Origin of the sequence: Rhodococcus sp. WS1 (assembly GCF_003797745.1) — a bacterium.
GTDB classification, from domain to species: domain Bacteria; phylum Actinomycetota; class Actinomycetes; order Mycobacteriales; family Mycobacteriaceae; genus Rhodococcus_F; species Rhodococcus_F erythropolis.
The window spans coordinates 1,785,068-1,810,268 of record NZ_RKLZ01000001.1; the positions used below are offsets into that span (position 1 = coordinate 1,785,068).

Sequence of the window (25,201 nt, forward strand, 5' to 3'; positions counted from 1 at the left end):
CTCATGCCGCCAGTAGTGCGGGTAGTCCCCATTCCTTGGCAAGCAGCTCGTACGAGCGCAGGCGATCCTCGTGTCGATGGGTCACCCCGGTGATCACCAATTCGTCCGCTCCGGTCAGCTTCTGCAAACTGTCGAGTCTGTCGGCGACGGTGGTGGGTGAACCGACGAACTGCGTGATCAGCCGATCCTCCACTACTGCTTTGTCGGCATCGGAAAGTGGGAGCGCTGTGGCCGGATCGGGGTACGGGATGGCGCCGTGCCCGCTGCGAATGCTGTGTGTCCAGTGCGCGAACGTCGACGCCAACTCTCTCGCCGTCGCATCGTCCTCTGCGGCAACAACATCCGCGGAGACGACGACATACGGCTCCAACAGAACTGCCGACGGTCGGAATGCTGCACGGTATGCCTCGACGGCATCGAGCGTACTCGAGGGCGCCACATGGTAATTCGCGCCGAACGGCAATCCGAGTCGTCCGGCGAGTTCGGCACTGGGGCCTGCGCTGCTTCCGAAAACCCACAATTCGACGTCGGCGTCCTCACCGGGACTGGCGTGCAATTCGATGCCGTCGCGGGTGCGGTGGGTGCCGTTCAGGAGCGAGAGTATGTCGTCGACCTGCTGCTCGAAATCCGGCGCCTGCGCACCCGGAAACGCCAATGCCTCGAACGACGCCTGCAATCTCGGTGACGTGAGAAGACCGCTTGGATCGAAGGGCGCCGGGATCACGACGCCGTCGCGTACGACGGTCTCCCGCTTCGATTCTGCCGGGGCAGGCGTTCCGGCAGCGACGGCACGAAGTGCCTCCACCCGACGCTGCCCGCTGCGCCCGATACCGAGATCGATACGACCCGGATACAACGCTTCGACGGTACCGAAGGCCTCGACCACCTGAGCTGCCGTGTTGTTGCCCAGCAGCACGGCGGCCGAGCCGACGCGAATGGTGTTGGTCGCGGCCGCAATCAGTCCGACCAGAACGGCCGGTGACGAGCTGGCTACGCCGACAAAGTGGTGTTCGGCGACCCAGTACCTCTTGTATCCCCACGCTTCGGCAGAACGAGCGAGGTCCAGCGAGTTCCGCAAGGCCTGGCGGGCCGTTTCACCCTCACTGATCGGAGAGAGATCGAGTACGGACAGGGGCGCGCTCACCTCGGTGCGCTTCCGTCGCGGGTATTCGGTGTCTTCTCGCCGGCTTCCACCGCGAACGGCAAACGATTCTCGGCGGGGGCGACGGGGCACGTCGCGTAATCGGTGAAGGCGCAGGGCAGGTTCGACGCCCGATTGAAATCGAGGGCTACCGCACCACCGGGCTCCGGTGCGCTCACGTGCAGCGAGCGTGCGGCCGGGTAGGTGGATACACCACTGGTCGCGTCGGTGAACAGGATGTGAAAGCCGTTGTCCTTGCCCGCGAACGCAATCAGCGTATGCGTTGCACCATCGTGTTCGAAGCTGATGGTTCCGCGGGCGTCGTGATGATGCTCGAGGCGCTCGACGACCGCACCTGTCGTCACCGTGCGAGCCTCCTCGAAAGCTGTGAAGACACCCTCGATGCGCCACTGCGGGTTCGGCTCGAAGGTCGGGATACCACTGAACTGCGCCAATGCCGGGGCCGACGAATCGTGGATCCGCAGAGCCACCTCGCCGGTGCGGCGGATGACCTCGACCAACCGCGCGCCCTGCTTGACGATCAGTCCCGGCGCACCCTCGATCGGATTCAGAGTGACTGAACCGTCCACTGCGACGCCGTCGATCGAGAGGTCGTCGGCCGGCGTCGCGGTGACGACAACGGCATTCGCGTCGGCGCGCCACGCACCGGGCAGGTCCGCGAAGGTGGAATCGGTGTCAACCAGCCAATGCAACGCAGTCAGGCTCAGCCAGCCGAGTGGTTCACTGAAGGTGGCGTCGCGCGAGGCATGCCAAGCATTCCACTCGCCGGTGAAGGTGCTGGTGGAAGTGTCGGTAACGGTCATGATGCGCGGACTCCTTCAGCCTGCTCGTACGGGTGGCGCAGCCCGAGATGGCTGCGCAGGGTGGTTCCTGAGTATTCGGTCCGGAAACTGCCGCGGTCCTGTAGTTCTGGTACGACGGTGTCGATGAACTCGTCGAGGCCCGCGGGGGTGATGTGGGGAACGAGGATGAATCCGTCGCTCGCGTCGCCCTGGACGTAGGTGTCGATCTCGGCAGCCACCTCCGCTGCACTACCCACGAACTGTTGGCGGGCAGTTACTTCGATGATGAGTTCACGGATGCTGAGGTTTTCGGCCTCGGCCTTGGCGCGCCACTGATCTGCGACCGCTCGCGGATCCTTGACGTGGCGGACGCGTCCGCGGGTGATGTTGACGTCGTCCGACGGATCTTCCTTCGGCAACGGGCCGTCGGCGTCGTACTGGGAAAGGTCTCTGCCCCAGACTTGTTCGAGAAAAGCGATGGCAGTCTGGGGTCCGACCTGCTGCCGCCGGATGTGATACGCCTTCTCCTGTGCGTCCGCGGCGTTGTCACCGAGCACGAAGGTGGCGGCGGGGAGAATCTTGAGGTCTGCGTGCGTGCGTCCGTACTTGGCCAAGCGTCCCTTTACGTCGGCGTAGAACGTCTTGCCTGCTTCGAGCGTTCCGTGCCCGGTGAAGATGGCGTCTGCCTTGGCGGCGCCGAACTCGCGTCCTTCGTCGGAGTCACCTGCCTGCAGCAGGACTGGGTGTCCTTGGGGACTCCGAGGTACTTCGAAGCGTCCGGAGATGTCGAACTGCTTACCAGAGTGTTGGAACTGACCGACCTGCTGGTCGGTGGCAAAAACGCCGCGCTCACGGTCGACGATCGGACGATCGATGCTCCAACTGTCCCACAGCGTCCGTACTGCGTCGACCAACTCGTTTGCGCGTGCGTACCGCTCGGAATGCTCCAGATACCCACCGCGGCGAAAGTTCTCACCGGTAAAGGCATCCGAAGAGGTGACCAGGTTCCACGCGGCGCGGCCGTCGGAGAGATGATCGAGCGTCGAGAACTGCTTGGCCAACTCGTATGGCTCGTTGAACGTGGTGTTGATCGTCCCGGCCAGGCCGAGATGCGTTGTCACACCGGCAACCGCGTTGAGAATACTGAACGTATCCGGGCGACCGACCACGTCGAGGTCGTGAATCTTGCCCTGATGCTCGCGCAGGCGCAAACCCTCTGCGAGGAAGAAGAAGTCGAACAATCCGCGTTCGGCACTGCGGGCGAGATGCTCGAACGAGCTGAACTCGATCTGGCTCTTGGACGCCGGATCGGTCCACACCGTGGTGTTGTTCACGCCGGGGAAGTGAGCACCCAGGTGAACTTGCTTGCGAATCCTGTTCTGTGTCATCGGTGTTCCTGTTCTCTGTTCGCGCTACGCGAACTGATTGACGGGCAACTCGAAACCCAACCGCTCGCGCAGAGTCGGGCCGGTAGTCGGTCGCGGATTGAGAGTCGGCACCACGTCCGCCGCGATCTTCTCCACTGCGGCAGCCAAAGCCAAGGGACGCAGGACAACACCGTCGACCCCGGCCAGCCCACCGATCTCGCGAAGGAGGACAGTCAGGCCGGCGCTGTCACCGCGATAGAACAGCGAGTGCGGGGCGTACGGCGCTCCCGCCCATTCCTCGAGTTCGGCCAGAGCGTCGTCGGCGGCTCCGCGATCAGCGCCGAGAAGCACGTCGACGTCGAGGAGAACCCTGACGCTGCGCCCGAGGGCAGCGGCATTCGCGTGGACCAGCTTGGCCGTGGCGTTGGCCTCGCCGAGGTCGGTTGCCGAGATCCGAATCAGATCTCCGCGCGCAACAGCGAGCTCGCGTGCCTCCGGCCTGCTCGCGTCGACGGCGATCAGCGGCTGCCCCTGCGGGGAGCGCGGCGTGATGGACGGCCCCTTGACGGAAAAGTTCTTTCCCTCGAAGTCGATGTAGTGCAGCTTGTCTCGATCGATGAATCGTCCGCTCGCAGCGTCCCGTATCTCGGCGTCGTCCTCCCAGCTGTCCCACAGCCGACTGACCACCTCGACAGCCTCGGACGCTTCCTCCCACGCGGACTCGGGGCCCTGCACTGCCTTTCGGCCGAACAATGACGCCTGCTCAGCGGTGTCGGACACCGCGACCTGCCAGCCGGCCCGCCCCGCTGAGGAGTAGTCGATACTCGCGACGGCCTTGGAGATGTGGAACGGCTCGGTGTGCGTGACTGTCGCAGTGGGGATCAGGCCGATACGCGAGGTCACAGCACTCAGCCGCGCCGCAGTTGCAACCGCCTCCAATCTGCCCCGCACTGCGTGCTGGCCCTCGGATTGCAATCCGAACGAGTCAGGGAGGAACGCCAGATCCACCCCACCCCGATCCGCGGCGGTCACCAGGTCCACCCAGTACGAGGGCGTGAACAGATCTTCGGCGCGCGAATCCTCGCGTCGCCAGGAGTACGGATGAGCTCCGGTTCCCTCGAATTCGAGGCCGACCAGGAATGCTCCGGAACTACGCTCGGACATGTTCGGCCTTTCGTGTCGAATGATCCCGCCCGGGGATCGCGTCGAGAAGTGTGCGTGTGTACTCGTTTCGGGGATTGTCGAAAATCTCGGTGGTAGTGCCGATTTCGAGCAATCGCCCGGCCTGCATGACGCCGACGACGTCGCTGATCTGGCGAACAACCGCAAGATCGTGGGAGATGAAGAGATAGGTCAGGCCCAGTTCGCGCTGCAACTCGTCGAGTAGCGCCAGAATCTGCGCTTGCACCGAGACGTCGAGAGCGGACACAGGTTCGTCGAGAACGAGCAGGTCCGGCTTCAACGCAAGCGCACGAGCGATCGCCACCCGTTGACGCTGGCCGCCCGAGAGTTCGGCCGGTTTGCGGCTCAGGAACTGCTCGGGAAGTGCAACCTGATCGAGCAACTCTGCTGCACGACTCTGTTGCTGGCTGCGTCCACCAACCTTGAAGGCCCGCAGCGGCTCCGCAACGATGTCCTGGACGGACAATTTCGGGTCGAGTGATGCATAGGGGTTCTGGTACACGAGCTGGATCTTTCGGCGCAGCTCGCGCAGATCGCTGCCCTTGACCTTCGTGATGTCGTGTCCGTCGAAGGAGATGGTGCCGGCATCCGCCTGCTCCAACCGCACGGCGATGCGCGCCGTGGTCGACTTGCCGGAGCCGGACTCCCCCACCAATGACACCGTCTGACCACGCGGAACAGTCAGCGATACCTCGTTCACCGCGGTGATCGAACTCCCGCGTCCGACGTTGAAACGCTTGGTGATTCCGGTCAACGTCAGCAGCGGGCTCGTATCCTGACGGACCGGCCGATCGACCGGTCCCGAGGACAGGCTCGGAGCCGAGTCGAGCAGCTTCTTCGTGTACTCGTGTCGCGGGTTGTCCAGAATATCTGCGGTGCGGCCGGATTCGACGATCCTGCCGCCCTGCATCACCAGGATCCGGTCCGCGCGGTCTGCGGCCACTCCCAGGTCGTGCGTGATCAGGAGCACGGCGGCACCGGATTCGGCGATTCGCTCGTCCAAGTGGTCGAGGATGCGTCGTTGAACCGTGACGTCCAGAGCACTGGTCGGCTCGTCGGCGATGATGAGGGCGGGGTTCGCGACAAGCGCGATACCGATCAGAACTCGTTGCCGCATACCGCCGGAGAGCTCGTGTGGGTACTGGCGTGCTCGGATTTCCGGCCGGTCGATACCCGCGCGCTCGAGCACCTCGACGGCGTCCAACCGGGCTTTGCGACGGTCTGCGAGGCCGTGGATCCGGAGGACTTCTGCAACCTGGTCGCCGATCCTCGTCACCGGGTTGAGCGAGGTCGTCGGATCCTGCGGTACCAAACCGATACGCGCGCCGCGGATTCGCTGCCACGCACGGTCGGAATACGAGTCGATCTGTTCACCCTCGAACTCGACGGTCCCGCCGGTGACGTGGCCACTGCCGGCGAGCAGACCCAATATCGCGTGCGCCGTGGTCGACTTACCGGAACCCGATTCCCCGACCACCGCAACTACTTCGCCCCGACCGACGGTGAAGCTCACGCCGGATACCGCGGGCTCGGCGCCGTAGGCGATCTGTAAGTCGGTGACGGAAAGCAACTGGTCCTCAGTCGTGCTCATCGCCGGTTGTTCCTTTCGATCTCGTGGCCGATACGGTGTGCCGAGATGACCACGGCGACAATCGCGAGACCGGGAAGTGTTGTCATCCACCAGGCATTGGCGAGGAAATTGCGTCCCTCGGATACCAGCGATCCCCATTCCGGGGTAGGCGGAACGGCGCCGAATCCCAAGAAGCTCAGAGCCGACACGGCCAGTACTGCCTGCCCGAACTCGACAGCGGACAGCGCGACCACCGGCGCGTAGGAGTTGGGAAGCACGTGCCGACGCAGGACACCGAGCCACTGCACACCTGAACTGAACGCAGCCTCGACGTACTGAGCTCCGCGCACCCGCATCACTTCGGCACGCATCACTCGCGCGAAATTGGCGACCATACTGACGCCGACAGCAATGGCGACGTTGATGGTGCCGAAGCCGAGTGCGGTGACAAGGGCCAACGAGAGCAGCAGTGCCGGAATGGACAGCAGCACGTCGACGATGCGCATCAGCACGGCGTCGACGACGCCACCGACAAAGCCCGCGAGCAATCCGATTATCGATCCCGCCACCAATGCGATTCCGACCGCCACCAAGGTTGCGGTCAGCGACAGCGCGGCGCCGTGCACGAACCGTGTGTACAGGTCACGTCCGAGATTGTCGGTTCCGAACCAGTGAGCCAGGCTCGGGCCCTGCAGTTTGTCCGCCGGGACACCGGACAACGGATCGCCGCTGGCGAAAAATCCGGGTGCGACGGCAAAGCCGATGGCAAGCAACACGATCAACACCGGAATCACCAAGCCGGGCTTTCGGATCCAGCCGATGGCCGTGGACTTTCGGCGCGAAACAACAGGTGCCTTCGCCTCGACGCTCGGATCGAGGAGTAGGGGTTCGATCAATGTGTCAGACATGAGCCGGCTCCAGATCAGTCGAGCTTTCGGTATTCGACTTTTCGGTGTGACTCTTCTTCGTCTGGATGATCCGTGGATCTATCAAGGGGTAGAAGAGGTCGACCGCGAGGTTGACGAGCACGAACACGAGAGAGGCGAACACAACGACTCCCTGCACCACCGGGATGTCCTGCGCCATCACCGACGTCTGTGTCAGACGGCCGACGCCCGCGCGAGAGAACACCGTTTCCACAACCACCGAGCCCGCCAGCAGCGTGCCGACCAGCACACCGGCAATGGTGAATGCCGGAATGCTCGCCAGTCGCAACGCGTGACGGGTCTGCACGCGCCAACGGCTTGCGCCCTTGGCGTACGCAGTCTCCACGTGCGGCGAACGTAGCGTCGACTGCAGGCTGGTCGTGAGCACCTGCGCGATCACCGCGCCGGTCGGGATCGCCAAGGTGATCGCCGGAAGAATCACCGTTGCGAATCCCTTGTCTCCGAATGCCGGGAAGATGTGCAGACGGAACGAGAAGAGTTGCAGAAGAATCAGGCCCACCCAGAAAGTAGGCACTGCCACACCCAGCGGCGGCAGAGAGAACAACAGGTTCGCGAGCCACCGCTTGCGGGTGTAGGTAGCGAAGAACGCGATCGCCACTCCGAACAACACGGCCAGAACCAAAGCGGTGGTTGCCAGCACCAGAGTGCTGGGCAGCGCCGAGAAGATGGCATCCGTCACCGACTGACCGGTGGAGATCGATGTACCGAAATCGCCGCGAAGAGCATTCGTCAGCGACGTCCAGTACTGCACCCACACCGACTGGTCCAAGCCGTACCGTGCACGAAGCTGATCGAGCGCAGCCTGATCCACTGCAACACCCTGACCGGACGAGTCGGCAGCCATGCTGACGGGATCACTGGGCAGGAGGAACAGAATCACGAACGAGATGGTGAAGGCGGCCCACAGAACCACTGCGGCCTGACCCAGTCGGGTGAGTACGTATCGAGTCATGATTACTTACCCGACAACCATGCGTCGTAGAACTGCAGGCGCGAGGAGGCTTCGAAGTTCAGGTCCTGCACACTCGATCCGGCGCCGATGGCCTGCGAGAGCTCGATGGTGGGGATGGAGAGTCCACGGTCGAGGATCAATTCCTGTGCGGTGGATACCAGTTCGCCGCGTTGGCCGTTGTCCGTGGCTGCAAGCTGGTCTGTGAGTACCTTGTCGAGCTCCGGATCTGCGCCGCGACGGTTCAGGTTGCGGCCTTCGGTGCTGAACGATGCCCGCAAGATGTCGGCGTCCGCGCGAGTGCTGTTGTAATACAGCGAATCGTAATCACCCGATACTCCCTTCTCGGTCCATTCACCGTTCGAGACCAGGTTGAGCTGCAGGTCGACGCCGACCTTCTTGAGCTGCTGCTGCACCAGCTCGAGGATGGCCTGGTTACCCGAGAACACCGGACTGAAGGTGACGCTGAAAGTGAGCTTCTGCCCGTCCTTCTCGCGGATACCGTCGCTGCCGGTCTTCCAACCAGCCGCGTCGAGGAGTTTCGCCGACTTGTCGGCGTCGTACGTCACGACACTGGATTCGTCGCTGTAGAGCGGAGTGGTGTGAGCCAACGGGCTCGTGGCCGGGAAGAACGACGGATCCAGAACGGTGTCGACGAGTTCTTGGCGGTTGATTGCGGGAATGATGGCCTGGCGAACAGCCTGATCGGCGAGAACGCCGCGACTGACGTTGGGCTGGAAGAAGAAGCTCACACCCGGGTTCGGCCTTGTGAGGATTCGTCCGCCTGCGCCCTCGATCTGCGGCGCATCCTGCGGAAGCGCATCGCTGACCGCATCGAGCTGGCCGGAGGCCACGCTGCCTGCCCGCACACCGGATTCGGGGACCACCGTGAAGTCGACGCCGTCGAGGTAGGCCTCGCCCTGATGCGCGACCGCGTCCGACGCCCAGTTGTATCCCGCACGCTTGGCGATCTTGACGCTCTTGTCCTGCTGCCAGTCGGTGTACACGAACGGTCCGGAGGCGATCACCGCTGCACCGGGGCAGCGCTGCTCGGATGCCAGCGCGGTGGTGGAATCGGCGAGGATTCCGAGCTGTGGCGTCGAAGTTGCCTGCAGGAACTGAACATTGGGTCCGGAGAAATTGATCTTCGCCGTGTGAGCATCTACGACGTCGGTACCGGTGTACGAGGACAGGTAACTCTTCGCCAACGACGCGTTCGGTCCGAGATTCTTGACCGAGTCGAAGGTCTTCTTCACCGAATCCGCCGTCACCGGGGTGCCGTCGCTGAAGGTGGCGTCGTCGCGAAGGACGAACGTGAAGCTAGCGGCGTCGGGGCTGATCTCCCAGCTCTTGGCGAGCCACGGGGTGATCTCTCCGGTGTCGGGATTTTGATCGGTCAGCGAATCCACCACGGTCCGAGTGACATACACGGTCTGGTTACTGCCGGCCTGGGCCGGATCGGCGCACGTCGGCGCCTGCGACAGACCGTAGCGAAGGGTTCCGCCGGACTGGGCGGGGCCTGCGTCGGCAGCACTGTCACTCCCGCTGCTGCAGCCGGCGAGGACGGTGCCGAGAACCGAGACAGCACCGATACCGGCGATTACGGTCGCGCGTTTGCGGGCACCGAATGAGGGCGAAGACACCAAGAACTCCTAAAGAGGCATGCCGAAGAGCGCACCCGTCGCCTGAGACGAGAAAGGCGATCGAGCACGAATCACTTGTGAGAGAAGAGAAAACAGACTTGTCGACGACTCGCCTGAGTGTGAATGACTGACCGAGGTCAGTTGGTACAGAAAGATCCCGCGGTGCGGCACAGGTCTACGTGACGACGCGACCAGGCGGTATCGAAACCGCCTTCGACTGCCTTCATTTCGTGTTCCTCCATCGGTCCTGGCGGTAGCACCCGCACCCGATCACTCGGGGGGTTGCTGCGACTTCAATGAGCCAGGTCTCTCGGTCGCTCTGGATGGTCGTTCGCAAGTGTACGAGGTTAAACCCGGGTGTTGTCAACCCGGTCGGTAGGAATTGCTGCTCGAGTCACATTTTCGAGGACCCGAAGTTGTTTCTCGAACGGGTGGATGCCCACCTCTTCGGGCGAGAGTGACGCGTCGTAAAGCGGTGTGTATCCACTGGACAGATACAGCGCGACGGCCTCGGGTTGCCGAGGACCCGTCGTGAGAAACACCCGGTTGTATCCACGAAGTTCGATCTCTCGTTCCAACTCGCGAACGACGGCCTTGCCGAGGCCGCGCTTCCGATAGTCGACCGATGTCCAGATTCTCTTCAGTTCGGCAGTGGTGGAATCGAATTGACGAAACGCACCACCGGCGATCGGCAGACCGTCGTGGGTGAGCACCAGAAGCGCACCCTGCGGGTAGGCAAATTCTTCTGCCGGATACGTCGTGAGATCCTCGAGCATCGCTTCGCGAGTCCCGCCGTAACGCGAACTGTATTCGAGTGCCAACTCCGCGATCAGTGGAGCTGCCAAGGGATCGTCCTGCGATACCGAATAGACCTCTACCGCTCCGACACCCTCGAGCTGTCGAGTTCCGAGCTCCAGTGCCACAACACTTTCCTCCATGAATCTGGTCAACGCTCCCCCAGCCTGAAAACTTCCGGAGCGATGGTGGTTCCGTCGACGAGGTCCGCCACAAGTTCACCCAAGGCCGGACCGAACTTGAACCCATGCCCCGAGAACCCCGCCGCCACTGTGACGGCGCCGACTCGGTCGATGACGAAGTTACTGTCCGGCGTGCTCGTGTACAGGCAGGTGAGCGACTCGACACGGGTGGAATCGACACCGGGCAACCACGACTCGGCGTACTCCACCAATCGCTGCTCTCCGTCGACATCAGGGGTGTAGTCACGGGTCTGCGGAGTCACCACCGGCCCGGTCGCGTGTTCGCCGATCTTGATCCCGTCCTCGGAACCGAGCCCGTAGATCCCCGCGGTCTCCAATTCTGCGCCGGTGTGGTGGACGAAACTCGGCCACTCGACTCCGGGATCGAGCGGTGCAAAGTGGGCCGGTTGTTCCTGCGTCGTGCGCAGCGTCGGCAATACGATCTCGGAGCCGAGACCGCTGTCTGCGATCAGATCCGCAGTCCACGCACCGGCCGCGATCACTACCTGACGAGCTGCGAGCGTTCCACTGTCCGTCACCACGTCCACGCCGTAGGACGCCCGCGCGAGTGCCAACACCCGAACATCGTGACGGACCTCGGCGCCGGCAAACACCGCTCCCGCCTTCAGAGCGGTCACGGCGCGGTCCGCGTGCAACCGGCCTGCATCGGGGTGATGGAGCACCGTGGTGTCGAATCGCAGCCCCGGCCAACGGGCGGACGCCTCGGCAGGGGTGAGGATCTCGCCCTTGATGCCCGCCTCGAGAAGTATCTTCGCCTTGGACTGCACTGCCTGCGGCAGGCCGTGATCAACGGCACCGGTGAGTTCCAGGAACCCGATGTCCGTCGTGGTCTCCAACTCCCGCCACAGCGGCAGCGCGTCGGCCGCCAACCCGGTGTACAGGTGATTGTCGTACGCCTGACGGTAGATGCGCGAAGTACCGTGCGACGCACCGTGCTTGTGCCCCGGCCCGAACTGTTCCAGCTGAACGACGCTACGTCCGCGCGCCGCGAGCCGCCAGGCGGCGGAGGACCCGACGAGTCCTCCACCGATGACGATCGCATCGAAAATCTCACTCATGGACGAGAGCTCACTTGGTCTTCGGAAGGCCGGGCGGGTTGATCAGGGACGTGTCGACAGCTTCACTCGTGATGTTCCAGCGCTCGAGGATCTGCTGGTACGTGCCGTTCTCGATCGTGTGGTTGATCGCGTCGTTGATTGCCTTGATCAGGCCATTGTCCTTCTTCACCAGAACCGCGATCTGACCCTGCAGCGTGTCGCCTGCACCGGAGAACTCACCGACAACTTCGGTTTCACCCGACTGCTTGGCATGGAACTGCGACGACGGGTTCGGTCCGAAGTAGGCGTCGATCCGGCCGGACTGCAGCGGCAGGTAGTAGTCGGTGGTGTTCTGGTAGTAGGAGATGTCGGTGGGCGCCAGGCCGGCCGCGACGTTCTGCTCACTCCATTTGACCAGCAGCGCTTCCTGATTGGTGCCCGAGGAGACGGCGATCTTCTTACCCGCGACGTCCTTGGGCTCCTTGATGGAGATCCCGGCTCCCTTCTTGGCTTCGAAGGCGAGGGTGTCGAGTCGGTAGGTGGCGAAGTCGTACTTCTCCTTACGCTCTTCCGTCACAGTCACATTGGACAGGAATGCATCAGCCTCGCCGGAATCGACGCGAACGAAGTTCTGTGCCCAGTCTGCGGTCTGCAGGTCGACCTTCAAACCGAGAACGTCACCGATCAAGTAGGCGAAGTCGGTCTCGGAACCGATGAGAGTGGTGTCGTCGTCGGCGTAGAAGCGGAGCGGCGGAGCGGAACCGGCACTGCCGGTGACGCGCAGCGTGCCACGATCGCGGATGTCCTGAGGTAGCTCGGCGGCGATGGAATCCACCTTGTCGGTGGTAATGCGGTTCTGATCGGCCGTGAGGTTGTAACCCGCAGCAGCGGTGACCTGGGCGCCGTCGGACTCGGCGTCCGCACTGCTGCATGCAGCGCTGAGCAGTCCGACTGTGGCAAGAGCCGAGATCAGAAAAGTCGCGCGACGGGATGGGGAGAACATCAATTTTTCCTTCCGGGAATGAGTCTGGGTCGCGTCAGAGGACGCGGGAGAGAAAAGCTTTGGTCCGTTCGTGGACCGGATTGTCGATCACCTGCGAAGGTGGGCCCTGTTCGACGATGACGCCGCCGTCCATGAAGACCGCAGTGTCCGCCACTTCCCGAGCAAATCCGACCTCGTGTGTGACGATCACCAAGGTGGCGCCGTCACGGGCCAGCTGAGCGAGGACTTCGAGAACCTCGCCGACCAGTTCCGGGTCGAGCGCCGACGTCGGCTCGTCGAAGAGAATGACCGCCGGCCGCAGTGCCAGCGCTCGCGCTATCGCGACGCGCTGTTGCTGGCCACCGGAGAGTTGGCGGGGATACTCGTCCGCCTTGTCCCCCACTCCCACTCGCTCGAGCAGTGCGCGGGCCTCGCGGTATACCTCGTCACGATCACGCTTCTGGGCCGAGAGCGGCGCTTCCACCACGTTTTCCAGCGCGGTCAGGTGCGGAAACAGATTGAAGTTCTGGAACACGAATCCGATGTGCGAACGCTGTTTCAGGATCTCGCGGTCACGCAGTTCGTGGAGCCGATTTCCCTTGCGCCGGTACCCGATCAGTTCTCCGTCGATCCGCACGGTCCCGCGGTCGACCTTCTCGAGGTGATTGAGGGTGCGCAGCAAGGTGGACTTACCGGAACCAGACGGACCGAGAATGACGGTCACTTCACCCTTGCGGACCAGGAGATCAACGCCTGCAAGTACTTCCAGCGTGCCGAACGACTTGTGAATTCCGCGCGCTTCGACGGCATACACCGTCTCTTCGGTCAGTTCTGCGGTCATCGGGTCGCACCTCTCGGAATATCGAGACGCGCATCGCGAATCTCTTCGAACTTCTTGCGCGCCTTCTGTACCGGAGTCAACGGAAGCGCACGGGCGGATCCTCGTGCATAGTGGCGCTCCACGTAGTACTGACCGATCGAGAGCAACGTCGTGAGGATGATGTACCAGATCGTGGCGACCATCAGCAGGGGCACGACTCGTCCGTTGCGGCCGAAGATGACCTGCACCTGGTAGAACAGTTCGGCGATTGCCATGGTGGAGACGATCGACGTTCCCTTGAAGAGTCCGATGACCTCGTTGGCGGCGTTGGGGAGGATCGCTCGCATTGCCTGCGGGAGAACGATCTTGAAGAACTGGCGACTGCGCGGAATACCGAGCGAGTGAGCAGCTTCGATCTGACCGTGATCCACCGAGATGATTCCGGAGCGGATGATCTCGGCCGAGTATGCAGCCTGGTGCAGCGCCAAACCGATGACTGCCGCGGTGAATCCGCCGATCACACCGCTGACCTGGAAGGTGAAGAACTCGGGCCCGAAAGGTATTCCGAGAGAAAGCGTCTGGTACAGGTATGTGATGTTGAACCAGAATAGCAGCTGCACGATGAGTGGAATCGAGCGGAAGGCCCAGATGTAGGTCCACGCGATCACCTGCAGGACCGGGTTTTTCGACAACCGACCGAGTGCCAGGAAAACACCGAGACCGAATCCGAGGATCGTCCCCCACAGCGTCAGTTTGATCGTCATCCACAGCGCGGCGAGCACTGATTTCGCGGTGAAGTACTGCGCGAAGGTCGGCCAGTCCCAGCCGGGGTTGACGACGAGTCCGTGGATGAACTGAGCAAGCAGTACCAGCACGACCGCACTGATCACCCAGCGCAGCGGGTGCCAGGTGCGAGCAACGACAAGCTCCGAGTCCGGAAGTTGCGGCTCGGACACCGACTTTTCGGGGCGGACATCGGTGGGCGCGCTCACGGCGCGCTACCTGACGGAGTGGACATGACGAATAGACCTTTCGGGGAATGGGAACGCAGCTGTGGTCTCGAGTTGGTGAGCTCGAGTTGCGAAGACGACGGTTCGGTCAGCGACAGTGACACGAAGCGGTGCGGCACAGATCGATATGGCGGCGCCTGTGCGGAGCGTGCGAAGTGGTACCCATGTGATGCCTTCCATCGGTCCTGGCGGTAGCACCCGCTCCCGATCACTCGGGGGGTTGCTGCGACGTCGACGAGCCAGGTCTCTCGGTCGCTCTGGATGGTGAGCAAAGACTAGACGCGAAATGCCGAGTCGTCAAATGTTGTATTTCCCTGCACTGCAAGGGAAATGAAGGGTCCACGATGTTGAAATCGCATTGATTCCAACGGTGTCCGAAGCCGCGTTCGGCGTGTTGAATGGAGCGTTCGAATGAAGACCGGGACCGCCGTCCGGACTGACTTTTCCTCTGCCGTACCGTCTGCGGAGTGAGTGGACTCGACGCTTTCTTCATATTGCTGGCCGGCATCGGTGCGGGCGCGATCAACGCCGTGGTCGGCAGTGGAACGCTGATCACGTTCCCGACGCTGGTCGCCTTCGGCATGCCGCCCGTGACCGCGACCATGTCCAACGCGGTCGGGCTCGTCGCCGGCGGAGTTTCCGGCACCTGGGGCTACCGACGCGAGCTGTCCGGACAGTGGGATCGACTGAAGTGGCAGATTCCGGCGTCACTCGCCGGGGCACTACTCGGTTCCTGGTTGCTCATGCATCTACCCGAGAAACTGTTCGAAACCATCGTTCCGGTGCTGTTGGTCCTCGCCCTCGCACTCGTCCTCCTCCAACCACGCATCCAGGCGTGGGCCAAGAAGCGTTCCACCGAAGAAACGACGCTGTCCACCAAGAGGCTGATGCTCCTGACCGCCGGCACCTTTGCGGTCGGCATCTACGGCGGATACTTCACTGCCGCGCAGGGCATCCTTCTCATCGGTGTGATGGGTGCCATCCTCCCTGAAACCCTCCAACGCATGAACGGCGCGAAGAACCTGCTCTCACTGCTCGTCAACATCGTTGCAGCGGGGATGTACATCACTCTGGCGTTCGATCAGATCAATTGGGCAGCAGCAGGTTTGATCGCTGTCGGCTCGCTCGGCGGTGGCGTCCTGGGCGCCCGCTACGGACGGCGCCTGTCCCCCACTGCATTGCGCTACACGATTGTCGTCGTCGGCCTGATCGGGCTGTGGCGCCTTCTCGCTTGATCGCCCACATCGGGCGGCACCCGCACATACTGGAGTCATGACCAGTACAGAAGATCAGACCGGTTGGACCTACCTCATGGACATGGACGGGGTTCTCGTCCACGAGGAGCACTTGATACCTGGAGCGGACACGTTCCTGGCAGAGCTGGCGTCGAACGACATCCCGTACATGGTGCTCACCAACAACTCCATCCGAACCCCGCGTGACCTGCGAGCACGCCTGCTCAATTCGGGACTCGACATCCCGGAGAAGTCGATCTGGACGTCAGCGCTCGCTACCGCGACGTTCCTGGCCAACCAGCGGCCAGGCGGCAGCGCCTACGTGGTCGGCGAATCGGGCCTGACCACTGCCCTGCACGACATCGGTTACGTCCTGACTGACAGTGACCCCGACTACGTCGTCCTCGGCGAGACGCGCACGTACTCGTTCGAGGCGATCACCACCGCCATTCGCCTGGTCGAGCGTGGTTCGCGGTTCATCGCCACCAACCCCGACGCCACTGGGCCGTCGCGTGACGGCTCGCTGCCGGCCACCGGCTCGGTCGCCGCTCTCATCACCAAGGCAACCGGACGCGATCCCTACTACGTCGGCAAGCCCAACGCCTTGATGATGCGCTCTGCCCTGCGGTCCATCGGCGCTCATTCGGCTAACACGTTGATGATCGGCGACCGGATGGACACCGACATCGTCTGTGGCCTCGAAGCCGGACTGCAGACGATTCTGGTCATGACCGGGATCTCGACCCGAGCCTCGGTCGAGCTCTTCCCGTACCGACCCACAGTCGTTCTCGAGTCGGTCGCCGATCTTGTAGGAATGACAACCGATCCATTCCGTCGCACCGCAAACAATTGATTCAATTGCAAAACAAAACCGCGAGTCGGTAATTAACTGGTAAAAAACGCCAGATTTGCCAGGATCCGACTCGTCCGCTTTGTCCAACTGGACAAACAATCGGTTTTCTTCACTCCAAAATTACATACTGATAGTTATCTGCAGGTCAGAAGGCAATTTGTTCGACAGAGAAAGGTGGATCACAGTCGAAAAATAAATTTCGAAAAAGTAGTAACGAATCGTTTGCCGTGGCTGATACTCATGTCTGAACGACCCATTTCGGGTCCCAGACATGAAATGAGATTTTCATGAAGAAGCAGACCAAGGGTGCGATCGCTGCTGCGGCGGCCGGCGCCCTCCTCCTCGGTGGTGCGGGCTCGCTCGCTGTGTGGAGCGACTCGGCCGACGTCAGTGGCGGCGGACCCGTCACGTCCGGTGCACTCGACCTGAGCGCCTGCGCGCCAGTCGGCGGCGGTTGGAACTCCCTCAACCCGACGAAGACCGCGATCACCAACATCTCGGCTTACCGCATCGTCACCACCGAGAGCATCGAATACACCTGCGACGTCACCGTGACCGCAGTGGGCGATCGTCTCGCGGCTGTTCTGACCGCTGATACGGCCGGCATCGTTCCGGGTGCCAACAGCGCCGAACTTGCCGCCGCTGTAGTGCCCGTAACGACCATCAAGGACGCGGGTGGCAACCCGATTTCACAGATCACCAAGGTACAGAACGGCACGATCGTGCACGTCGGAGTCCGTCTGAACTTCACCGAGGTGGCCAATCAGGTCGCGCAGAATCAGTCGCTGAACTTGTCAGCGATGAAGCTGGTCGTCACTCAGACAGCACTGACACCGGCCCCGTAATTTCATGAGGAAAAAGGTCTGGGGAGCGATCGCAGTCGCGGTGGCTGCTGTAGCGGTGTTCGCATCGTCGCAGCAGTCGCTCGCGCTGTGGTCCGATTCGGCGAGCGCGAATGGCGGTACGGCGACTGCCGACAGCGTCAATCTCACCGTCGGCTCACAAACTGCCACTTCCACCGCATACGAATTTCTGACGTTGGCGACAGGTTCGACTCGATTGGTACCGGGCATGACGGTTCAAGGACCGATCACTATCAAGAATTCCGGGACCAACACCCTGAAGTGGCGAATGCAAGGCACGTCTCCGATGCCTGGCTACTCGCTTGCCACGTACACCGTTGGATCCGAAGGAAACTGCCCCGCCGGCGCAAATCAGGCCGTGCCTGTGGGCAGCGCAGCCATGCAAAATTTGCCTGCCGGTGGTTCTCTCCAATATCCCGTGGCACCACTCTGGACGATGGCCACGCTCGCGAGTAACTCAAGCACGATTCTGTGTGCTCGCTTCACTGCAAATCCGGATGTGCCCTCGGGACAAACGACATCAGTCACGTTCACATTCCAGGCGGAGATCGTATGACCGGAAACCACACCCGCGAAGCTCGCACCGGCCCACTGTGGTGGATCAGCTCCGTCATCAGTTGGACACTGCTGCTGGCAATTTCGGCAGTCATCGTCGCAACCATTGTCGTCCCCTTCTTCGCGGGAGCGCAGCGCTTCACGATTCTGACCGGTTCGATGCGCCCGACGTACGACCCTGGATCACTGGTCGTCGTCAAACCTGTCGATCCGTCCGAACTGGGGATCGGTACACCTATTACGTACCAGCTCGAATCGGGTCAGCCGACCGTCGTCACGCACCGGATCATCGCCACAAGTGAAAACCAGAAGGGTGAAAGAACTTTCATCACCCAGGGTGACGCGAACGGGGAACCTGACGAGAAAGAAGTACGGCCGGTGCAGATCCGGGGGAAGGTCTGGTACAGCCTGCCTTATCTCGGTCACGTGAACACCTGGCTGACGGGAGAGCAGCGCACCGTAATTGTGGTGATCGTAGTGACCGCTCTACTGCTGTACGCGGCCTACATGATGATCAGCGGCATCCGTGACGGCCGCAAGGATCGAGCTCGCGCCCGGTTGGCTCCTGCCCCTGCACTTCTCGAGCCCACAGACTCCGACCAGATCGAGAAAGGCCAGCACGATGCCCTCGCGCCCTGACCGTCCGGCCCATCGGATTCGTCACCTGTTGACCAGCACGCGCTTTCGCGCGCTGCTCGCTCTGGGAATGGTCCTCGGGGTCGGGGGTGTCAGCACTCTTGCGGCCTGGTCGGGCTCCGCCACGGCCAAGTCCGGAGACATCGTGACCGGCACCATTGACCTGCAGCTGACGAGCACCGGGCAAACGACGATGACCAAAACACTCAACCTCAGCGAACTGGGCATGACGGGTATGGCCGCTGGGAATTCGAAGCGAACGACAGTCAATGTGAAGAACAATGTGTCGGCAGCGACCGGCCTCCCCCTCAAGTACACACTGACTTCAACCACCACGGGTGAACTCGCACGATTCTTGAAAGTTACTGTTGCGACGGGTACCACGGCGGCCAACTGCACTGGCGGAATACAAATAGCCACCGCCCTGACATTGACCACCACGCCGGACCAGCCCATTACCCCCGCTGGTCAGACTCGGTCCATTCCTGTAGGTGGTTCGGAACCCCTGTGCATCTCGGTCCAAATGCCGGTCAAGCCATCAGCACTCACACCCACTGTGTCTGCAAACATGACCCTCAATTTCAAAGCGGTGGTATGAGAGCCATGTCACGACACTCCGAAACCCGCGGCTCGACAGTGCCGCATCTGGCGAATCGAATCCGAGAAACATTGCTCACGGTGGGCGCGATCGGCGGTGTCCTCGCGCTGGGACTTTTTGCCGCCGGGATCATCTTCGGCATCACTCCCCTCGTGTTCACCTCGGGTTCGATGGCGCCCACGATCGAGACTGGGGCGCTGGCCTTCGCTCGGACTGTCCCCGCCGACGAAATCCGATCCGGCGACGTCGTCAGCGTTCTCACCGATGGCGGCACCCGCATCACACACCGCGTCGAGTCGATAACGGTCGCTGCCGATGGGCAAGCAGTAGCCATACTGAGGGGTGATGCCAACCCTGTCGCTGATTCGACCCCATACGCGTTCGGCGAAGCCGACCGAATCTTGTTCAGCGTCAACAAACTCGGCTATATTGCGTCGTGGCTCTCTGGTCCTAGCGGATTGGTTCTTGGCATACTCGCTGCTGGAGGTCTTCTGTACATCGCGTTCCACCCGCGCCGCCCTGGTTCGCCATCCGACTCGGATGGACCCTCCAACGATGTAACCGGTGCGCGTTCCGCGACAGATCCGACGAGCAAGTCACCAGGTTCCTTTCTCACAATCTCAACGCTCGGAGCTGTCGGAATCGTCTCATTCGGGGCTCTGAGTGCCGGCGGAACGACCGCGCTCTTCGCAGATGCGGCGACGGCTTCGAGCATCGCCTTTTCAGCTCCCGCGACGGTCCCCACTTCACCATCAACACTTGGGTGCACTTCAAGTACCAACGCGACTCTCACGTGGACGGCTGTCGCTGGCCAAAGTTATCGCATAATCTTCAAAAATGTTGCAACCGGCGCAACACTTCCCAATTCAATGGACGTTGCTGCTGGGCAGGTCACATTAACCCCTATTGATCTACCAAGTGGTGGACTGCTTCTGGGCTCCACTCAGTACAGCGTCGAAGTGCATGGACTGTCTGGAGATGTTGTAACCACGTCCTATGCAGCCTTTAAGATCACCAGCACCACAACCGTCATTCTCTTTTCCTCGCTCACGTGCAACGGCAGTTCGACGTTTGTAAATGCCTCGAGTCCAAAAGCATTGGCGGCACCAGCGCCTGCCGTAACCGACCCGACGTCGACCACAACCACGTCGATGACTGCGCCGACCTCATCGCCGGCAACGCCGAATACGGCAACCTCCAGCACAGCGGTGATCTCGACGACCACATCGACACCGTCTACAACTACGGCGCCCCCAACAACGACAACCACCGCGACCACTACGACGACCGTGCCACCAATCACGACCACACCGAGCGAGGTTCCCATCGGCACCCCGGCGGCCACGACCGGCTTCAGCGCACAGAAGCTCTCGACTGCCAGTGGAACCGTTGTATCCGTGTCGAATTCATCGGGCACCGAGGTGTATCGGGGTGCCGTGGACAATGACGCTGTACTGCATTGGCTCACCGGTACCGATCAGTTGTACGTGATCACCACGTCCGGAGTCACCGTCATCGACACATCAACGGGAGTCTGGGCCGAATCTCCTGCCCCGAGCGAACTTCCGGACGAAGTCAAGGCGCTGGTGCCGTGATGAAGAAGACGACGAAGGCTGCAATGGCAGTCGCCGCGGCCGGAGCTGTATTGCTCGGCGGCTCGGGCACATTGGCGAAATGGACGGACAGTACGACCCTGACGAGCGCCGCTGTCCAGTCCGGGACCCTGGATCTGGGAGCATGCGTGACCACGAGCGGCGGGGGCTGGTATTCGCAGGTCTACGTCAACGCGCCCACCAATCCGAATCCACTCGTATATATCCCGGACATCACTACCTACCGACTCAAGCCCGGATTCAACTACACGTATTTCTGCGATTCGAAGGTGATGGCCACCGGCCCACGTCTGAAAGCGAACGTGACGGTCGACAAGACCAAGTTGAGTGGCGGGCTCGCGACCGCCAGTGTCGATCTCCGCACGTACGTCACGGATCAGAGCAACAATCTTCTGTACGACAGCACGGCACCGACGCCGAACCTCATCCCGGTCACATCGGCGTTGAACAACACCAACCTGACCGCGCAGGTGCTGTTCACGATCTACCCCGCCGACACGACAAGCTCAGGTCTCACACTGAATACGACGGCGTTGACGATCGACGTCAAACAACTGGGTCTCACGCCCGCCCCGTAGAAGGCCTTGCCGACTGAAGTTCGGGGCAAGGCGCTCTAGCGATTCAGCCGAGAGCTCGCTTCAGATCAGCCAACAGATCAGCCGTGTCTTCGAGCCCGACGGACAGACGCACAACGCCGTCGGTAATACCCACTGCTGCACGACCTTCCGGACCCATGGCCCGGTGGGTCGTGGTTGCGGGGTGGGTGATCAACGACTTGGAATCACCCAAGTTGTTGGAGATGTCGATGACGCGCAGGCCGTTGAGAACCTCGAACGCCCGCTTCTTGCCCTCGCCGTCAGGCGCATTGAGCTCGAACGTGACTACAGTTCCGCCGCCGCTCATTTGAGACTTCGCGAGCTCGTGCTGCGGGTGCGAAGTCAGGTACGGATACTTGACCCACTTGACGCCGGAGTGCCCTTCGAGGAATTCGGCGATCTCGAGTGCCGAAGCCACGGAATGCCGAATACGGACCGGCATGGTCTCGAGACCCTTGAGCAGAGTCCACGCATTGAACGGGCTGAGCGCAGGACCGGTGTGCCGCATCAGTTCTCGGACGGGACCGCTGATGTATTCCTCGGTGCCGAGGATCGCGCCGCCGAGCACGCGGCCTTGACCGTCGATGTGCTTGGTACCGGAGTACACCACGACGTCGGCGCCCAGATCGAGGCTGCGCTGCAGAAGCGGCGTCGCGAAGACGTTGTCCAGCACTACCTTTGCACCGGCAGCATGAGCAAGCTCCGACACCCGCCGAACGTCGACGAGGGACTGCATCGGGTTGGACGGCGTCTCGAAGAACACGGCAGTCGTCGGCACGGACAGCGCCTCTTCCCACTGCGCGTTGTCCTCACCGTCGACGAAAACAACCTCGACGCCCCAGCGCGGAAGGATCTCGTTGCACACCACGAAGCAGGATCCGAAGAGGCTGCGCGCGGCAACCAATCGGTCGCCGTTGGCCAACAGTGCGCCCAACGCCGTGAAGACTGCCGACATTCCGCTGGCCGTCGCAAAGCACGCTTCTGCGCCTTCGATGAGACGCAAACGCTCTTCGAACATCTTGACCGTCGGATTGCCGTAGCGGGAGTAGACAAAATGATCCACCTCGCCGGTGAAGGCTTGTTCGGCGGCTTCTGCACTCTCGTAGACGAATCCGGAGTTGAGGAACAACGCTTCGGAAGTCTCCTCGAACCCGGTACGCATCAGTCCGCCGCGAACACCGAGAGTGCCGAGACCGACGTCGTCCGGCAGCGCTCGTTGAAATGCGCCACCCTGGGGAATTCCGCTCACTGCTGCCTCCATGGCAAGCCGATGGCCCGCCAACCTACAAGTCCGCGATGTCCGTCGGCACCCAATGCGCCTTCGAACCCGTCGAGCACGTTGTACGACGGGCCGATGCCCGCCGCAGTCGCAGCTTCCGCCGCACCGATGGAACGTTGTCCGGATCGACACAGGAAGATCACCGGACGCTCCGACCCGGAGGAATCGGCGGTGATGCCGGCTTCCTTCAACTGGTCGACGAAGTTGTCATTGCGCGCGCCGGTCGGGTGGCTCACCCATTCGATCAGTGCGGCCTGCTTGCCGAGGGAGGAAACATCGGGAACACCGACGTACTTCCACTCCGCATCGGTCCGCACGTCGACCAGCACGGCGTCGGGGTTTTCGCGGAGCAGCTCCCAGGCTTGCTCCGGCGTCAGATCGCCTGCGTAACTCACGTAGTCCATGTTTTCACAAGACTGCCGTGAGCGCCTGAGCGGGCCGTCAGTTACAGACGACCCAACGGTTGCCGTCACGGGTCAGGGCCCAGGCCGAGACCCGCTCGCCCGCTCCGCCGCCGGTGATCGTCACGTCGGCCCTGGCGCGATCGCCGTTGACCACGACCCCGTCCACACCCTTCAGTTCGACCGTCCCGTCGACTCCGGCCATCGGACCAGTGCTCGAATTGAAGCTCGCGCAGGTCAGGGTCTTGACCGTCTCCGCGTCATTTCGATTCTCGGCATCGACGTAGTCGGTGACGGAGCGGCTCACGCGGTCCGACTCGGTGACGTTCTCCTCGGCCGGCGAGATCCACGATGCGACGAAGATTCCACCCAGGATCAAGGCGACGATGGCAACAGCCAAGAGGAACGGCCCCGCAGACGCCTTCTTGCCATCGATGTTGTCGGATTCGCGAAGCTCGTCACTCATAACGCCAATACTCCCCCACAACTTGAATTTGTGGCCCGTCAAGGACCAGGCCCCTACCCCGAATACCCGAGACAACGGGAGAATGGGAAGAAAGAATAGGTTTACCCACAACCGATCGAGTGAGAGTGTGGATCCGTTCGGCCGCAACCGAGGCACTGTGCTTAGGTTCGGCTAAATTGGATACTTGTCGATATGTTGTCCGAACTTCGAAGAAGGTAGCTGTCCTCACGATGACTGACTCCAACCGCCCACTCCGGGTCGCGATCGTCGGCGCCGGCCCCGCCGGCATCTACGCCGCCGACGCCCTCATGAAATCCGACACCGCAGTCTCCGGCCGCGGCGTCAGCATCGACCTCTTCGAGCGCATGCCCGCGCCCTTCGGCCTGATTCGTTACGGCGTCGCGCCTGATCATCCGCGCATCAAGGGCATCATCACCGCTCTGCACAAGGTGCTCGACAAGCCTCAGGTCCGCCTGCTCGGCAACATCGACTACGGCACCGACATCACCCTCGACGACCTGCAGTCGTTCTACGACGCGGTCATCTTCTCGACCGGCGCCAACGCCGACCGCGCGCTCGGCATCCCGGGTATCGAACTCGACGGCAGCTATGGCGCGGCCGACTTCGTCTCCTGGTACGACGGCCACCCCGACGTACCGCGTACGTGGCCGCTCGAAGCCGAGAAGGTCGCTGTCCTCGGCGTGGGCAACGTTGCGCTCGACATCGCCCGCGTCCTCGCCAAGACCGGCGACGAACTGCTGCCGACCGAGATCCCCGCCAACGTCTACGAGGGCCTCAAGAACAACAAGGCCGTCGAGGTTCACGTCTTCGGACGCCGTGGCCCGGCCCAGGCCAAGTTCACGCCTCTCGAACTGCGTGAGCTCGACCATTCCCCGACCATCGAGGTCATCGTCGACCCCGAGGACATCGACTACGACGAGGGCTCCGAGCAGGCTCGCCGCAACTCCAAGCAGGTCGACATGGTCGCGAACACGCTGCAGGACTGGGCAATCCGCGACGTCGGAGCCCGCCCCCACAAGCTGTTCCTGCACTTCTTCGAATCTCCCACGGAGATCCTCGGTGAAGACGGCAAGGTCGTCGGCCTGCGCACCGAGCGCACTCAGCTCGACGGCACCGGCAACGTCAAGGGCACCGGCACGTACAAGGACTGGGATGTCCAGGCCGTGTACCGCGCCGTCGGTTACCTCTCGCAGAACGTCACGCAGCTGCCGTTCGACGACCAGGCGGGCACCGTCCCCAACGACGCCGGACGCGTCGTCGCCGACGACAACGCCGAGGGCGCAGCCCGGTTCATGCCGGCCACCTACGTCACCGGCTGGATCAAGCGCGGCCCCGTCGGCCTCATCGGCCACACGAAGGGTGACGCCAACGAAACCGTCGCGAATCTTCTCGAGGATTCCGTCGGCTTCGCCGGCGCCGCGAACCCCGACGAGAACGCCGTCATCGAGTTCCTCGAAGGCAAGCAGGTGCCGTACACGACCTGGCAGGGCTGGTACCGCCTCGACGCGCACGAGCGCAGCCTGGGCGAACCCGAAGGCCGTGAGCGCATCAAGGTCGTCGAGCGTCACGACATGCTGAAGGCATCCGAGCCCGACCGCGCGAACTGAGTGCGCAGAAGTAACTGAACAGAAGCCCT

Annotated in this window: 27 protein-coding genes, 1 pseudogene and 2 riboswitches; of the genes and pseudogenes, 10 read left to right on the forward strand and 18 right to left on the reverse strand. The window is 62.3% G+C overall.

Features of this window, described 5'->3' with window-relative positions; genetic code table 11:
- Position 1 precedes the first annotated feature (1 nt).
- The 14 genes from EEB12_RS08195 to EEB12_RS08255 all read right to left on the reverse strand — a co-directional run bounded on the left by EEB12_RS08195 (position 2) and on the right by EEB12_RS08255 (position 14,431).
- Positions 2-1,144, reverse strand: a complete 1,143-nt coding sequence (locus EEB12_RS08195) for an LLM class flavin-dependent oxidoreductase (protein ID WP_141487610.1) — start codon at positions 1,142-1,144, stop codon at positions 2-4.
- The gene (locus EEB12_RS08200; RefSeq protein WP_019749504.1) at positions 1,141-1,965 is read right to left on the reverse strand and encodes a DUF1684 domain-containing protein; all 825 of its coding nucleotides are present in this window, start codon (positions 1,963-1,965) and stop codon (positions 1,141-1,143) included. Before EEB12_RS08200 ends, EEB12_RS08195 begins: the two co-directional genes overlap by 4 nt.
- Positions 1,962-3,332 carry an NtaA/DmoA family FMN-dependent monooxygenase gene (locus EEB12_RS08205; RefSeq protein ID WP_092765801.1) on the reverse strand — a complete coding sequence of 457 codons (1,371 nt, stop codon included), beginning with the start codon at positions 3,330-3,332 and terminating at the stop codon, positions 1,962-1,964. Before EEB12_RS08205 ends, EEB12_RS08200 begins: the two co-directional genes overlap by 4 nt.
- 24 nt (positions 3,333-3,356) lie before the next feature.
- Entirely contained in the window at positions 3,357-4,475 is a 1,119-nt protein-coding gene (locus EEB12_RS08210) for an LLM class flavin-dependent oxidoreductase (RefSeq protein WP_019749502.1), read from the reverse strand.
- Positions 4,462-6,084 carry a dipeptide ABC transporter ATP-binding protein gene (locus EEB12_RS08215; RefSeq protein ID WP_113682317.1) on the reverse strand — a complete coding sequence of 541 codons (1,623 nt, stop codon included), beginning with the start codon at positions 6,082-6,084 and terminating at the stop codon, positions 4,462-4,464. The genes EEB12_RS08210 and EEB12_RS08215 overlap by 14 nt, the downstream gene beginning before the upstream one ends.
- The gene (locus EEB12_RS08220) at positions 6,081-6,971 is read right to left on the reverse strand and encodes an ABC transporter permease (RefSeq protein ID WP_007726838.1); all 891 of its coding nucleotides are present in this window, start codon (positions 6,969-6,971) and stop codon (positions 6,081-6,083) included. Before EEB12_RS08220 ends, EEB12_RS08215 begins: the two co-directional genes overlap by 4 nt.
- The gene (locus EEB12_RS08225) at positions 6,964-7,962 is read right to left on the reverse strand and encodes an ABC transporter permease (RefSeq protein WP_003944382.1); all 999 of its coding nucleotides are present in this window, start codon (positions 7,960-7,962) and stop codon (positions 6,964-6,966) included. The genes EEB12_RS08220 and EEB12_RS08225 overlap by 8 nt, the downstream gene beginning before the upstream one ends.
- A 2-nt stretch (positions 7,963-7,964) precedes the next feature.
- Positions 7,965-9,602: an ABC transporter substrate-binding protein gene (locus tag EEB12_RS08230; protein ID WP_003944291.1), complete on the reverse strand. Its 1,638-nt coding sequence runs from the start codon at positions 9,600-9,602 to the stop codon at positions 7,965-7,967.
- 137 nt (positions 9,603-9,739) lie between these two features.
- Complete coding sequence (locus EEB12_RS31130; RefSeq protein ID WP_019749498.1) at positions 9,740-9,844, reverse strand: putative leader peptide; 105 nt, start codon at positions 9,842-9,844, stop codon at positions 9,740-9,742.
- A riboswitch (SAM riboswitch) is annotated at positions 9,838-9,932 on the reverse strand. (Overlaps the previous gene by 7 nt.)
- A gap of 17 nt (positions 9,933-9,949) precedes the next feature.
- Complete coding sequence (locus tag EEB12_RS08235) at positions 9,950-10,540, reverse strand: GNAT family N-acetyltransferase (RefSeq protein WP_019749497.1); 591 nt, start codon at positions 10,538-10,540, stop codon at positions 9,950-9,952.
- 8 nt (positions 10,541-10,548) lie between these two features.
- Entirely contained in the window at positions 10,549-11,658 is a 1,110-nt protein-coding gene (locus tag EEB12_RS08240) for an FAD-dependent oxidoreductase (RefSeq protein WP_141487611.1), read from the reverse strand.
- A 10-nt stretch (positions 11,659-11,668) separates the two neighbouring features.
- Positions 11,669-12,640 (reverse strand): ABC transporter substrate-binding protein, encoded by a 972-nt coding sequence (locus EEB12_RS08245; RefSeq protein ID WP_020968834.1) that lies wholly within the window; start codon positions 12,638-12,640, stop codon positions 11,669-11,671.
- A 34-nt stretch (positions 12,641-12,674) separates the two neighbouring features.
- A complete protein-coding gene (locus tag EEB12_RS08250; protein ID WP_046378154.1) occupies positions 12,675-13,460 on the reverse strand; it encodes an amino acid ABC transporter ATP-binding protein in 786 nt (261 codons plus the stop codon).
- Positions 13,457-14,431, reverse strand: coding sequence for an amino acid ABC transporter permease (locus EEB12_RS08255; RefSeq protein ID WP_020906669.1), 975 nt, complete (start codon positions 14,429-14,431; stop codon positions 13,457-13,459). The genes EEB12_RS08250 and EEB12_RS08255 overlap by 4 nt, the downstream gene beginning before the upstream one ends.
- 191 nt (positions 14,432-14,622) lie before the next feature.
- A riboswitch (SAM riboswitch) is annotated at positions 14,623-14,717 on the reverse strand.
- 199 nt (positions 14,718-14,916) lie between these two features.
- Between EEB12_RS08255 and EEB12_RS08265 the strand changes: the two genes are divergently transcribed.
- From EEB12_RS08265 to EEB12_RS30770, 7 genes and pseudogenes are all read left to right on the forward strand, one after another.
- The gene (locus EEB12_RS08265) at positions 14,917-15,684 is read left to right on the forward strand and encodes a sulfite exporter TauE/SafE family protein (RefSeq protein WP_003944404.1); all 768 of its coding nucleotides are present in this window, start codon (positions 14,917-14,919) and stop codon (positions 15,682-15,684) included.
- A 37-nt stretch (positions 15,685-15,721) separates the two neighbouring features.
- Positions 15,722-16,537: an HAD-IIA family hydrolase gene (locus EEB12_RS08270; RefSeq protein ID WP_020906668.1), complete on the forward strand. Its 816-nt coding sequence runs from the start codon at positions 15,722-15,724 to the stop codon at positions 16,535-16,537.
- Positions 16,538-16,824: 287 nt separating this feature from the next.
- Entirely contained in the window at positions 16,825-17,382 is a 558-nt protein-coding gene (locus tag EEB12_RS08275; RefSeq protein WP_020968830.1) for an alternate-type signal peptide domain-containing protein, read from the forward strand.
- 4 nt (positions 17,383-17,386) lie between these two features.
- The gene (locus EEB12_RS08280) at positions 17,387-17,956 is read left to right on the forward strand and encodes a hypothetical protein (protein ID WP_070386601.1); all 570 of its coding nucleotides are present in this window, start codon (positions 17,387-17,389) and stop codon (positions 17,954-17,956) included.
- On the forward strand, positions 17,953-18,594 hold the full coding sequence (locus EEB12_RS08285) for a signal peptidase I (RefSeq protein WP_141487612.1): 642 nt from the start codon (positions 17,953-17,955) through the stop codon (positions 18,592-18,594). The genes EEB12_RS08280 and EEB12_RS08285 overlap by 4 nt, the downstream gene beginning before the upstream one ends.
- Entirely contained in the window at positions 18,578-19,189 is a 612-nt protein-coding gene (locus EEB12_RS08290) for a SipW-dependent-type signal peptide-containing protein (protein WP_051720827.1), read from the forward strand. The genes EEB12_RS08285 and EEB12_RS08290 overlap by 17 nt, the downstream gene beginning before the upstream one ends.
- Before the next feature lie 170 nt (positions 19,190-19,359).
- Positions 19,360-19,506 (forward strand): annotated as a pseudogene (locus EEB12_RS30770) (S24/S26 family peptidase); the annotation flags it as partial.
- Between the two features lie 677 nt (positions 19,507-20,183).
- On the opposite strand, the gene EEB12_RS30775 reads toward EEB12_RS30770, so the two are convergent.
- Positions 20,184-20,606: a hypothetical protein gene (locus tag EEB12_RS30775; protein ID WP_258537378.1), complete on the reverse strand. Its 423-nt coding sequence runs from the start codon at positions 20,604-20,606 to the stop codon at positions 20,184-20,186.
- 19 nt (positions 20,607-20,625) lie between these two features.
- On the opposite strand from EEB12_RS30775, the gene EEB12_RS30780 reads away from it, so the two are divergent.
- A complete protein-coding gene (locus tag EEB12_RS30780) occupies positions 20,626-20,784 on the forward strand; it encodes a hypothetical protein (RefSeq protein WP_258537377.1) in 159 nt (52 codons plus the stop codon).
- Positions 20,784-21,380 carry an alternate-type signal peptide domain-containing protein gene (locus tag EEB12_RS08300; protein ID WP_141487614.1) on the forward strand — a complete coding sequence of 199 codons (597 nt, stop codon included), beginning with the start codon at positions 20,784-20,786 and terminating at the stop codon, positions 21,378-21,380. Before EEB12_RS30780 ends, EEB12_RS08300 begins: the two co-directional genes overlap by 1 nt.
- Before the next feature lie 43 nt (positions 21,381-21,423).
- Here the strand turns inward: EEB12_RS08300 and EEB12_RS08305 are convergent, their stop codons facing one another.
- The 3 genes from EEB12_RS08305 to EEB12_RS08315 are packed head-to-tail and all read right to left on the reverse strand — an operon-like array spanning position 21,424 to position 23,544.
- A complete protein-coding gene (locus EEB12_RS08305; RefSeq protein ID WP_172436668.1) occupies positions 21,424-22,647 on the reverse strand; it encodes an O-succinylhomoserine sulfhydrylase in 1,224 nt (407 codons plus the stop codon).
- Positions 22,644-23,072, reverse strand: coding sequence for a rhodanese-like domain-containing protein (locus tag EEB12_RS08310; RefSeq protein WP_007726822.1), 429 nt, complete (start codon positions 23,070-23,072; stop codon positions 22,644-22,646). The genes EEB12_RS08305 and EEB12_RS08310 overlap by 4 nt, the downstream gene beginning before the upstream one ends.
- Before the next feature lie 46 nt (positions 23,073-23,118).
- Entirely contained in the window at positions 23,119-23,544 is a 426-nt protein-coding gene (locus EEB12_RS08315; protein ID WP_080910202.1) for a hypothetical protein, read from the reverse strand.
- 230 nt (positions 23,545-23,774) lie between these two features.
- On the opposite strand from EEB12_RS08315, the gene EEB12_RS08320 reads away from it, so the two are divergent.
- Entirely contained in the window at positions 23,775-25,172 is a 1,398-nt protein-coding gene (locus EEB12_RS08320; protein WP_019749484.1) for an FAD-dependent oxidoreductase, read from the forward strand.
- The last annotated feature ends 29 nt before the right edge of the window (positions 25,173-25,201 follow it).